A 12,495-nucleotide genomic window follows, 5' to 3' on the forward strand; every position below is an offset into this window, starting at 1 on the left:
GTAACCATACGTTGTAAATTTATTCTGCCAGAACATCTAAAGTATCCAAACCTTTTCACTAAATTTGCGGATATTTTTCTTTAATACAGCTCAATGATAGAAAAACTGATTGTTCTTGAGGATATTGATCCGGTTATTTTTTACGGTGTAAACAACGCCAACATACAGTTAATTAAAGCTTTATATCCAAAGCTACGCATTGTTGCCCGCGGCAATGTTATTAAAGTTCTGGGCGACGAGGAAGAAATGTGTGCCTTCGAAGAAAATATCATCAAACTTGAGAAATATTGTGCCGAATATAACTCATTGAAAGAAGAAGTTATTATCGACATTATCAAAGGAAACGCTCCGCAGGCTGAACAGACGGGAAATGTGATTGTATTCAGTGTAACCGGAAAACCTATTATCCCCCGCAGTGAAAACCAACTGAAATTAGTACAAGGGTTTGCTAAAAACGACATGGTGTTTGCCATCGGTCCCGCTGGGTCGGGAAAAACTTACACAGCGATAGCGCTCGCCGTTCGTGCACTTAAAAATAAAGAAATCAAAAAAATAATCCTCAGCCGCCCTGCCGTAGAAGCCGGTGAAAAATTAGGTTTTCTTCCCGGTGATATGAAGGAGAAGATAGATCCGTATTTGCAACCTCTTTATGATGCCTTGCAAGATATGATTCCTGCCGCAAAGCTAAAAGAATATATGGAACTTAATATCATCCAGATCGCTCCGCTCGCCTTCATGCGCGGACGTACACTGAATGATGCCGTCGTGATTCTGGACGAAGCGCAAAATACGACTACTCAACAGATAAAAATGTTTCTTACCCGTATGGGCATGAACACCAAGATGATTGTGACCGGAGATATGACACAGATCGACCTCCCCACTTCACAAACATCGGGTTTAGTACAGGCACTCCGTATATTGAAAGGGGTTAAAGGGATCAGTTTTGTCGAACTAAACAAAAAAGATATCGTACGCCATAAATTAGTAGAGCGTATTGTAGATGCCTATGAAAGGTTTGACAAAGAAAAAAAGGCGGCAAGAGAAGAACTAAGAGCCACAAGCGAGAATGCAGAGGTAACCGGTAACAAGCCCAAAGCTAAAAAAAATAAGCCCGAGCCCGATACCAAAATCCTCTCGTAAATTAGTCTGACTCCAGTCGTAAATAGTGAATCGTCAACATACCTATAGTTATAATAAAATGATGGTCATGACCGTAGGGAATAAATTGTAAATTAGATAAGATGAAAGCATTAACTAAAACTGAATTCAACTTTCCGGGACAGAAAAGCGTGTATCACGGAAAAGTACGTGATGTTTATAACATCAACGGTGAAAAACTTGTGATGGTAGCTACCGACCGTATTTCGGCCTTTGATGTAGTGCTGCCTGAAGGTATTCCTTACAAAGGGCAAATGCTGAACCAGATTGCTGCCAAATTCCTTGATGCAACAACTGACATCTGCCCGAACTGGAAACTTGCTACTCCTGACCCAATGGTTACGGTAGGTGTACTTTGCGAAGGTTTTCCTGTTGAAATGATTGTACGTGGTTATCTTTGTGGTAGTGCATGGCGTACTTACAAAAGTGGTGTACGCGAAATCTGTGGAGTAAAACTTCCGGATGGAATGCGCGAAAATGAAAAATTCCCGGAACCAATCGTAACTCCTACTACCAAAGCAGAAATGGGATTGCATGACGAGGATATCTCCAAAGAAGAAATCCTGAAACAAGGTCTGGCTACCCCTGAAGAATACGAAATCCTTGAAAAATATACACTGGCACTCTTCAAACGCGGAACAGAAATCGCAGCTGAACGTGGGTTAATACTCGTTGATACGAAGTATGAATTTGGTAAACACAATGGTACTATCTACCTGATGGATGAGATCCACACTCCCGATTCAAGCCGTTATTTCTACTCAGAAGGTTACCAGGAGCGTTTTGAAAAAGGTGAAGCACAAAAACAACTCTCTAAAGAATTCGTACGCGAATGGTTAATGGAGAACGGATTCCAGGGTAAAGACGGACAAAAAGTACCTGAAATGACACCGGAAATCGTACAAAGCATTAGTGACCGCTATATCGAACTTTTCGAAAACATCACCGGAGAAAAATTTGTTAAGGAAGATACGAGCAATATAACAGAACGTATATTTAAGAATGTTTCTACGTTCTTAAAATAGTTGAAAATCGAAAGTTGAAAGTTGAAAATTAGCTGCGCTATTATACTGCATAGCAACTTCCAATTCTCAACTTTCAACTTTCAATTTTTAACTTTCAATTTTCAATTAAATATGAATTACCCCCAGGAACAAATCAAGCCTTACGCCACAGATGGCAAAAAAAGTGAACAGGTAGAACAAATGTTCGACAACATCGCTCCTGCGTATGACATGCTTAATCATACCCTCTCACTGGGCATCGACAAAAGCTGGCGACGTAAAGCGATCAACTGGTTACGTCCTTTCCACCCGCAGCGTATCATGGATGTAGCTACCGGTACTGGTGACTTTGCTATCCTCTCCTGCCGTATGCTCCAGCCCAGGCAGCTTATCGGAACGGATATCTCTGAAGGTATGATGAATGTGGGGCGTGAAAAGGTAAAAAAGGAAGGTCTCGCAGATAAAATATCTTTTGCCCGTGAAGACTGTACCTCCCTCTCGTTCGCTGATAACAGTTTTGACGCTATCACTGTAGCCTTTGGCATTCGTAATTTTGAGGATCTGGATAAAGGACTTTCCGAAATGTGCCGTGTACTCACTCCCGGAGGACACTTGGTGATACTGGAGTTAACAACCCCTGACCGTTTCCCAATGAAACAACTATTTGCTATTTACTCCAAAATTGTCATCCCTGTTTTAGGCAAATTATTTTCTAAAGACAACAGTGCTTACCACTACCTGCCACAAACCATCAAAGTTTTCCCGCAAGGCGAAATCATGACGGACATTATATCGAAAGCAGGATTTAGTCAGGTACAGTTTCGGCGACTGACATTCGGCATCTGTACACTTTATACAGCAACCAAATAATATACCAATGCGCTACTACAAATAACAAAAAAAGATGTGGCACACAGTAATTGACACATTGGCATATTAAATAATTATTAATTCTATGCAAAAGTACGGTTTAATTGGTTATCCGTTGAAACATTCGTTCTCTATCGGATATTTCAACGAAAAGTTCCGCTCAGAAGGGGTTGATGCTGAGTATGTGAATTTCGAAATCCCCAGTATTAATGACTTCATGGAAGTCATTGAAGAAAACCCTAATCTATCAGGATTAAACGTAACAATTCCCTACAAAGAACAAGTGATTCCGTTTCTGGATTCTTTGGATCCGGACACTGCCAAAATCGGTGCAGTAAACGTTATCAAAATAATCCGCCAGCCCAAAGGTAAAGTTAAGTTGGTTGGCTATAACTCCGATATTATTGGTTTTACACAGTCTATACAACCGTTATTACTTCCTTCACACAAGAAAGCTTTGCTTCTGGGTACAGGTGGTGCATCCAAAGCTGTATTTCACGGACTAAAAAATCTGGGTATTGAAAGTGTATTCGTTTCGCGTACACACAAACCGGGTATGTTGACTTATGAAGAGCTAACCCCTGAAGTTATGGCCGAATATACAGTTATCGTTAACTGTACTCCTGTAGGCATGTATCCCAAAGTTGATTTTTGTCCCAACATTCCTTACGAATATCTCACACCAAACCATTTACTCTACGATTTGTTATATAATCCAAACGTTACGCTTTTCATGAAAAAAGGAGAAGAGCGGGGCGCTATTACAAAAAACGGATTAGAAATGCTCCTTCTGCAAGCATTTGCAGCCTGGGAGATATGGCATAAGTAATTATTATATGAGGAAGGAAACAAAAAAGAACTGGATAATAGGTGCAATTATTTTTTTGCTGGTGCTTACTGGTTGTACTGTCGGTGGAAGTTATTATATGCTTAACTTCTCATTAACCCCCAATGCAAAGATACGCGCCAAAGATGCCGATTCATACGAGTACATGTACTCTAACTACCCCTTCCTGCGCCCCTGGGTGGACAGTCTTAACAAGGTAAATGCCCTGAGAGATACATTCATCCTAAATCCCGAAGGGATACGGTTACATGCATATTATATTGCAGCTCCCAAACCAACAAAGAAAACAGCTGTTATTGTACATGGCTATACCGATAATGCCATACGTATGTTTATGATTGGTTATCTGTATAATCATGACCTGCAATTTAACACTCTTCTGCCGGACTTACAACATCAGGGCGAGAGCAGTGGTCCTGCCATACAGATGGGCTGGAAAGACCGGCTCGATGTAATGCAATGGATGCACGTAGCTAATCATATTTATGGCGATAGTACACAAATGGTAGTTCATGGCATTTCAATGGGTGGTGCCACCACTATGATGGTGGCCGGAGAAGAACAACCGGAGTTCGTACGATGCTTTGTCGAGGATTGTGGCTATACCAGCGTATGGGATGAATTTTCACACGAATTGAAATCATCATTCCACCTGCCCAAATTCCCTTTGATGTACACTACAAGCTGGCTTTGCGCACAAAAATACGGATGGAACTTTAAAGAAGCATCTTCACTGAAACAAGTAGAAAAAGCAGAACTTCCCATGTTCTTTATACACGGTGATAAAGATACTTATGTACCCACATGGATGGTTTATCCTCTTTATGAAGCAAAAGCGGATCCAAAAGAGCTTTGGATCGTCCCGGGAGCTACACATGCTGTCTCTTATAAAGAGAACAAAACAGAATACACGAACCGGGTAAAAAACTTCGTTGACAAATATATCGAATAAAAGAGAATAGTAGCTATATTTGTGGCAATAATAAAGACCATTATGAAGCAAATACTCACTTTTATACTTCTTACGCTGTTCTATCTGCCCTTGCAAGCACAAGAAAAGATATACACAGTAGACAACATCCCCAAAGTACATTTACAGAATAAATTTCAATATGTATGCAATCCTGCCGGTATCTTGTCACAAGCCGCATGTGACAGTATTGATCGTATGCTTTACAATCTGGAAGAAACGACAGGTATAGAGACGGTAGTTGCCGTAGTACCTTCCATCGGTTCGGAAGATTGTTTTGAGTTCGCTCACCAACTACTCAATAAATGGGGAGTCGGGAAAAAAGGAAAGAATAACGGATTGGTTATTCTCTTAGTGACCGACCAACGTTGCATACAATTCTATACTGGTTATGGGCTGGAAGGCGATTTGCCGGATGCAATCTGCAAACGAATACAAACGAAATCAATGATTCCTTATCTGAAAGTAGAGAACTGGAACGAAGGGATGGTGAATGGTGTACGCGCTGTGTGCCAACGCCTTGATGGTTCAATGGAAAATGAGAATACCTCCGACGAAAATGAGATTTCCGGACTGGCAATCCTATTGGCAATCATAGGTTTCATCGGAGTAGCATCCGTCATCAGTATACTGGCCATAAGAGCAAGTACCCGTTGTCCTCAGTGCGGGAAACATAAATTACAACGTACAGGCAGTACACTGATATCCAGACGCAATGGAGTAAAAGTAGAAGATGTAATATATACCTGCCGTAACTGCGGGTACACAGTGGTACGCCGTCAGCAGTCATACGACAATGACTATCACGGAGGAGGCAGAGGTGGCGGAGGTCCGTTCATCGGCGGTTTCGGAGGCGGTAGCTTCAGTGGCGGTGGAGGCGGTTTCAGTGGAGGCAGCTTCGGTGGTGGAATGGGTGGCGGCGGCGGAGCCGGCTCACGTTTTTAATACTTTGTGTTCCCCTATAGAGAGCAAGAGATAGAAATAAAAAATGAAAATACAATAATAACAAAGAAAAAAATGAAGAAATCAATTATCATTATCATTGCAGTAGTGGCAGTTATCGTTATATGGGCTGTCAGTATGTACAACGGATTGGTTACAATGGACGAGAACGTAAATAGCCAGTGGGCAAATGTAGAAACACAGTATCAACGCCGTGCCGACCTCATCCCCAACCTGGTAAACACTGTAAAAGGATACGCTTCGCACGAGAAAGAAACACTTGAAGGTGTAGTAGAAGCACGTAGTAAAGCTACTCAGATGCAGGTCAATGCAAGTGATCTTACTCCCGAAAAATTAGCAGCATATCAGAAAGCACAGGGAGCAGTAACTTCAGCATTAGGCAAATTACTTGCTATTACAGAAAACTATCCTGATTTGAAAGCCAATCAAAACTTTCTTGAACTTCAAGCCCAACTGGAAGGCACTGAAAATCGCATCAATGTAGCACGTACTAATTTCAACAATGCAGCACAGGCATATAATACAGCTATCCGCCGTTTCCCAAAAAGCTTGTTTGCAGGTATGTTTGGTTTCGATAAACATGTTTATTTTGAAGCAGCCGAAGGTACTGAAGCAGCTCCGGAAGTGAAATTTTGAATTAAAAAGAGTTAGTTGCTGAAAGAACGGGAAGCTATAGAGTAGCTTTATTAAGTCAGACAGCAATTCGATTAAAACGCAGATTAACGCCAATTATCGCAGATTGAAAGTTTATCTTTTTGCGAGAATCAGCGTTAATCTGTGTTTTATTGTAATCTCTTATTTCTACCTGCTAACACCCCAAAAACGACCTGTTAAATATGACTTGTGTTCCGGTTAACTGATTAACTGGTCAACTTGTTAACTTATTAACTTGTCCGTACAAAAAAAAAGCCGTACTTTTGCCGCCGTATACAAAATCCTATAACTCATGAGTAATCAACGATACATGATGCGGGGCGTTAGCGCATCAAAAGAAGATGTGCACAATGCCATCAAAAACATTGACAAAGGTATCTTTCCTCAGGCATTCTGTAAAATTATTCCTGATATCCTGGGAGGAGACCCGGAGTATTGTAACATTATGCATGCCGACGGTGCCGGAACGAAATCTTCTCTGGCTTATATGTACTGGAAAGAGACAGGTGATCTCTCCGTATGGAAAGGCATTGCACAGGACGCACTGATTATGAATATCGACGACCTACTTTGTGTAGGAGCTGTTGATAATATTCTCGTATCATCTACCATCGGACGTAATAAACTTCTCATTCCCGGAGAAGTTATTTCTGCAATCATCAACGGTACAGATGAGTTACTTGCCGAGCTCCGTGAAATGGGGGTAGGTGTATATGCAACAGGTGGTGAAACCGCCGATGTGGGTGATCTTGTACGTACTATCATTGTAGACAGTACTGTCACCTGCCGCATGAAACGTTCCGATGTTATTGATAATGCCAATATCCGTCCGGGTGATGTAATTGTAGGCCTCGCCTCTTACGGACAGGCTACTTACGAAAAAGAATATAACGGGGGTATGGGTAGCAATGGATTGACCAGTGCCCGCCATGATGTGTTCTCCAAATACCTGGCAGAAAAATATCCTGAGAGTTATGATGCAGGTGTTCCCGAAGAGCTTGTTTATTCAGGTGGACTGAAGCTGACAGACGAAGTGGCAGGTTCTCCTGTTAATGCCGGAAAGTTAGTTCTTTCTCCCACCCGCACATATGCTCCGGTTGTGAAAAAGTTGTTGGATGCTTTACGTCCCGATATCCATGGTATGGTACATTGTTCGGGTGGTGCACAAACCAAAGTGCTGCACTTTGTTGATCAGGTACGTGTAATAAAAGACAATCTATTCCCTGTTCCTCCCCTGTTTAAGACTATCCAGGAACAAAGCGGAACAGACTGGGCAGAGATGTATAAAGTATTCAATATGGGTCATCGCCTTGAAGTATATATCTCTTCCGAACATGCCGCAGAGGTGATTGCCATCAGCGAATCGTTCGGTATCCCGGCACAGATTGTAGGACGTATTGAAGAGAGTGATAAAAAAGAACTGATAATAAAGAGTGAATTCGGAGAATTCAGATATTAAATAATGTGCCAATATGCTGATGTGCCAATGTGCCAATTACTATGCAGCACATGCGCAGCCAATTGGCACATTGGCATATTAGCATATTGAATAATTATTTTTATGACAGATAACAATAACATATTAGAGAAACTAGACGGCCTCGTAGCCCGTTTTGAGGAAGTATCTACCCTCATCACCGACCCGGCAGTGATTGCCGATCAGAAGCGTTATGTAAAACTAACCAAAGAATATAAAGAACTTGACGACCTGATGAAGGCCCGCAAGGAATATATACAGACCCTGGCCAATATCGACGAAGCCAAAGATATACTTTCTAATGAATCGGATGCTGAAATGCGTGAAATGGCTAAAGAAGAGCTGGATAAGAGTCAGGAGCGTCTGCCCGAATTGGAGGAGGAAATCAAACTATTGCTTGTACCTGCCGATCCGCAAGACAGTAAGAATGCCATCCTTGAAATTCGTGGTGGTACGGGTGGTGATGAAGCTGCAATTTTCGCAGGTGATCTTTTCCGTATGTATGCCAAGTTCTGTGAAACTAAGGGTTGGAAATTAGAAGTATCCAGTGCCAATGAAGGAGCTGCAGGTGGATATAAAGAAATTATTTGTAGCATTACGGGAGATAATGTATACGGAACTATGAAATACGAGTCCGGTGTACATCGGGTACAACGTGTACCTGCTACCGAAACACAAGGACGTGTACATACCTCTGCTGCTTCTGTAGCTGTACTTCCCGAAGCCGAAGAGTTTGATGTTGTTATCAACGAAGGAGAAATTAAATGGGACACTTTCCGTTCCGGTGGAGCCGGCGGTCAGAACGTAAATAAGGTTGAATCCGGTGTTCGCTTGCGTTATATCTGGAAAAATCCAAATACAGGCGTGGCCGAAGAGATACTTATTGAATGTACTGAAACCCGTGACCAACCCAAAAACAAAGAACGTGCCCTTGCCCGTCTGCGCACATTTATCTATGATAAAGAGCACCAAAAGTATGTTGACGACATTGCCTCCAAACGTAAGACAATGGTTTCTACAGGTGACCGTTCTGCCAAAATCCGTACTTACAACTATCCGCAAGGCCGCATTACCGATCACCGTATCAACTATACCATCTATAATCTGGCTGCTTTCATGGACGGAGATATCCAGGAGTGCATCGATAAATTGACGGTAGCAGAGAATACAGAACGACTTAAAGAAAGCGAACTTTAGCAAATAGTGAGTAGCGATTAGTGAGTAGTGATAAGTGGCTGCGCTATTACACTGCATAGCACTAATCACTACTCACTAATCATTAACCCTTAATCCCCATTTCAAAATGAACAAATTAGAATTATTTGAGAACATTAAACGTAAGAAATCATTCCTCTGCGTTGGTCTCGACACAGATATCAAGAAAATACCTGAACATCTTCTCAAAGAAGAAGATCCTATCTTCGCTTTTAATAAAGCAATAATTGACGCAACTGCCGACCTGTGTATTGCTTACAAACCCAATTTAGCTTTCTATGAGAGCATGGGTGTAAAAGGTTGGATTGCCTTTGAGAAAACAGTAAAATACATCAAAGAAAATTATCCGGACCAATTCATCATTGCAGATGCAAAACGTGGTGATATCGGTAATACATCTGCTATGTATGCCCGTACATTTTTTGAAAAACTGAACATAGACTCTGTCACAGTAGCCCCATATATGGGTGAAGATAGCGTAACACCATTTCTCACTTACGAAGGCAAATGGGTAATCCTTCTCGCTCTTACCAGTAACAAGGGTTCACATGACTTTCAGCTGACAGAAGATCCCAATGGTGAGCGTCTCTTCGAAAAAGTGCTGCGTAAATCACAAGAATGGGCCAATGACGAACAAATGATGTATGTAGTAGGTGCTACTCAAGGACGTGCTTTTGAAGACATTCGCAAAATCGTTCCCAACCACTTCCTGCTTGTACCAGGCGTAGGAGCACAAGGCGGTTCACTCGAAGAAGTATGTAAATATGGTATGAACAGTAGCTGCGGGCTAATCGTAAATTCTTCCCGTGGTATTATCTATGTAGATAAAACAGAAAAATTTGCAGAAGCCGCAAGAAAAGCAGCACAGGAAGTACAAATGCAAATGGAAAAAGAGCTGAAAAGAGTGATCACTCCCTTATGACTTACGAAAGAAAGATAATAAACGATCCTGTATTTGGATTTATCAACATACCGAAGGGGCTTCTGTACGATATCGTACGGCATCCCCTTTTACAACGTTTAACCCGTATTAAACAGGTAGGTTTGTCGTCCGTGGTATATCCCGGAGCACAGCATACTCGCTTCCAACATTCATTAGGTGCTTTCCATCTGATGAGCGAAGCTATCATGCAGCTTGCTTCTAAAGGAAACTTTATCTTTGACAGTGAAGCCGAAGCTGTACAAGCAGCTATCCTGTTACACGATATCGGTCATGGTCCTTTCTCACATGTACTCGAAGACACCATCGTGAAGGATGTGTCTCACGAAGAGATTTCCCTCATGCTTATGGAACGCATGAACAAGGAAATGAACGGACAACTCAGCCTTGCCATCCAGATATTCAAAGACGAATATCCCAAACGTTTCCTTCACCAACTTGTCAGTGGACAACTCGATATGGACCGTCTGGACTATCTGCGTCGTGACAGTTTCTATACCGGCGTCACAGAAGGGAATATCGGTTCAGCCCGTATCATCAAGATGCTTGATGTGGCCGATGACCACCTCGTTGTTGAATCCAAAGGCATCTACTCGATCGAAAACTTTCTTACAGCCCGTCGTTTGATGTACTGGCAAGTATATCTGCATAAAACCTCAGTTGCCTATGAGCGGATGCTTATCAGTACCTTATTGCGTGCTAAGGAACTTGCCAGCCAGGGAGTAGAGTTATTCGCCTCACCAGCGTTTCATTTCTTTTTGTACAACAATATCAGTCCCGATACATTTCGTAATGATCCTGAATGTCTGGAGAATTTTATCCAGTTGGACGACAATGACATCTGGACCTCTCTTAAAGTATGGAGTAATCATCCGGATAAAGTGCTCTCCACACTTAGCCTTGGAATGATCAACCGCAATATTTTCAAAGTTGAAATTTCTCCTGACCCCATTAGCGAAGAACGAAAAAAAGAATTAACTTTGCAAATAAGCCAGCAACTAGACATCTCACTTTCCGAAGCGAACTATTTTGTTTCTACCCCCAGCATCGAAAAGAATATGTACGAACCGGCAGATGACAGTATTGATATCATTTATAAGGACGGCACTATCAAAAATATAGCCGAAGCATCGGATATGTTGAATATCTCATTGCTCTCCAAAAAGGTAAAGAAATACTATATCTGCTACCATCGTTTGCATAAGTAGGTATAAAATATTCATTAAAGAGTAAGGAAATATAAAAAAAAAGTCCGTTATTTGTGCTCTGATAGAGATATACGTGCAAATGTAGCCTCTATTTGATATATTAAAAACGGAAAAAAATCATATAATAATAGAGTAAAGACATGGAGTTCTCGGCTAAGCAAATTGCAGCATTTATCCAAGGTGAAATTATAGGAGATGAAAACGCAACCGTACATACGTTCGCTAAAATAGAAGAAGGAATACCCGGAGCGATTTCATTTCTGTCCAATCCGAAATATACATCTTATATATATGAGACACAATCCAGTATTGTACTGGTGAACAAAGATTTTGAACCGGAACATGATATAAAGACCACACTAATCAAAGTGGATAACGCCTATGAAAGTCTTGCTAAATTGCTCAATCTCTATGAAATGAGTAAACCAAAGAAGCATGGTATTGATTCACTGGCATTTGTTTCTCCAAGTGCCCATATCGGCGAAAATGTATATATCGGAGCATTTGCCTACATTGGCGAGAATGCCATTATCGGAGACAATACCTTAATCTATCCACATACTTATATAGGTGATGGTGTGAAAATAGGCACCAATTGTACCCTTTATTCGAATGTAAATGTATACCATGATTGCCATATCGGTAACGAATGTGTTCTGCATTCCGGTGCGGTTATTGGTGCAGATGGTTTCGGTTTCGCCCCCACCCCGCAAGGGTATGAAAAAATCCCTCAGATCGGAATTGTAATCCTTGAAGACAAAGTAGATATAGGTGCCAATACCTGTGTAGATCGCGCCACAATGGGAGCTACCGTAATACATAGCGGTGTTAAGCTGGACAATCTGATACAAGTAGCTCATAATGACGAAATAGGTTCTCACACTGTAATGGCAGCTCAAGTGGGCATTGCCGGATCCACAAAGATAGGAGAATGGTGTATGTTTGGCGGACAAGTAGGTATCGCAGGACACATCAAGATAGGTGACAAAGTGAACCTTGGCGCACAATCGGGTGTACCGGGAGATATCAAAGCCGGTAGCCTGCTGATAGGTACTCCTCCTGTAGAACCAAAGCAGTACTTCAAGTCATTCATCATACAAAAAAAATTGCCAGAACTGCAGAAAGAAGTAAATAGTCTGCGTAAAGAGCTTGACGAACTAAAACAACAACTATTAAATAAGTAACC

Annotated in this window: 12 protein-coding genes; all 12 read left to right on the forward strand. The window is 41.6% G+C overall.

The window, feature by feature from the left end; all coding sequences use genetic code 11:
• The first annotated feature begins 93 nt into the window (after window positions 1-93).
• The 12 genes from VCM39_RS17575 to lpxD all read left to right on the forward strand — a co-directional run bounded on the left by VCM39_RS17575 (window position 94) and on the right by lpxD (window position 12,493).
• Entirely contained in the window at window positions 94-1,143 is a 1,050-nt protein-coding gene (locus VCM39_RS17575) for a PhoH family protein (protein ID WP_221649301.1), read from the forward strand.
• A 101-nt stretch (window positions 1,144-1,244) separates the two neighbouring features.
• Window positions 1,245-2,186, forward strand: a complete 942-nt coding sequence (locus VCM39_RS17580) for a phosphoribosylaminoimidazolesuccinocarboxamide synthase (RefSeq protein ID WP_025866533.1) — start codon at window positions 1,245-1,247, stop codon at window positions 2,184-2,186.
• A 111-nt stretch (window positions 2,187-2,297) separates the two neighbouring features.
• The gene (gene ubiE, locus VCM39_RS17585) at window positions 2,298-3,035 is read left to right on the forward strand and encodes a bifunctional demethylmenaquinone methyltransferase/2-methoxy-6-polyprenyl-1,4-benzoquinol methylase UbiE (protein WP_221649300.1); all 738 of its coding nucleotides are present in this window, start codon (window positions 2,298-2,300) and stop codon (window positions 3,033-3,035) included.
• An 85-nt stretch (window positions 3,036-3,120) separates the two neighbouring features.
• Window positions 3,121-3,864: a shikimate dehydrogenase family protein gene (locus VCM39_RS17590; RefSeq protein ID WP_002559399.1), complete on the forward strand. Its 744-nt coding sequence runs from the start codon at window positions 3,121-3,123 to the stop codon at window positions 3,862-3,864.
• 7 nt (window positions 3,865-3,871) lie between these two features.
• The gene (locus VCM39_RS17595) at window positions 3,872-4,834 is read left to right on the forward strand and encodes an alpha/beta hydrolase (RefSeq protein WP_289293227.1); all 963 of its coding nucleotides are present in this window, start codon (window positions 3,872-3,874) and stop codon (window positions 4,832-4,834) included.
• 42 nt (window positions 4,835-4,876) lie between these two features.
• Entirely contained in the window at window positions 4,877-5,797 is a 921-nt protein-coding gene (locus tag VCM39_RS17600) for a TPM domain-containing protein (RefSeq protein WP_289293226.1), read from the forward strand.
• A gap of 72 nt (window positions 5,798-5,869) precedes the next feature.
• The gene (locus VCM39_RS17605; protein ID WP_221649297.1) at window positions 5,870-6,451 is read left to right on the forward strand and encodes a LemA family protein; all 582 of its coding nucleotides are present in this window, start codon (window positions 5,870-5,872) and stop codon (window positions 6,449-6,451) included.
• Between the two features lie 310 nt (window positions 6,452-6,761).
• Window positions 6,762-7,928: an AIR synthase related protein gene (locus VCM39_RS17610; protein ID WP_221649296.1), complete on the forward strand. Its 1,167-nt coding sequence runs from the start codon at window positions 6,762-6,764 to the stop codon at window positions 7,926-7,928.
• Window positions 7,929-8,030: 102 nt separating this feature from the next.
• A complete protein-coding gene (prfA, locus tag VCM39_RS17615; RefSeq protein ID WP_322932785.1) occupies window positions 8,031-9,143 on the forward strand; it encodes a peptide chain release factor 1 in 1,113 nt (370 codons plus the stop codon).
• 106 nt (window positions 9,144-9,249) lie between these two features.
• The gene (pyrF, locus tag VCM39_RS17620; protein WP_322932786.1) at window positions 9,250-10,083 is read left to right on the forward strand and encodes an orotidine-5'-phosphate decarboxylase; all 834 of its coding nucleotides are present in this window, start codon (window positions 9,250-9,252) and stop codon (window positions 10,081-10,083) included.
• Window positions 10,080-11,309: an HD domain-containing protein gene (locus VCM39_RS17625; protein ID WP_221649293.1), complete on the forward strand. Its 1,230-nt coding sequence runs from the start codon at window positions 10,080-10,082 to the stop codon at window positions 11,307-11,309. Before pyrF ends, VCM39_RS17625 begins: the two co-directional genes overlap by 4 nt.
• A gap of 140 nt (window positions 11,310-11,449) precedes the next feature.
• On the forward strand, window positions 11,450-12,493 hold the full coding sequence (gene lpxD, locus VCM39_RS17630) for a UDP-3-O-(3-hydroxymyristoyl)glucosamine N-acyltransferase (RefSeq protein WP_221649292.1): 1,044 nt from the start codon (window positions 11,450-11,452) through the stop codon (window positions 12,491-12,493).
• Window positions 12,494-12,495: the final 2 nt, after the last annotated feature.

Origin of the sequence: Bacteroides mucinivorans (assembly GCF_034654355.2) — a bacterium.
GTDB lineage: Bacteria > Bacteroidota > Bacteroidia > Bacteroidales > Bacteroidaceae > Bacteroides > Bacteroides nordii.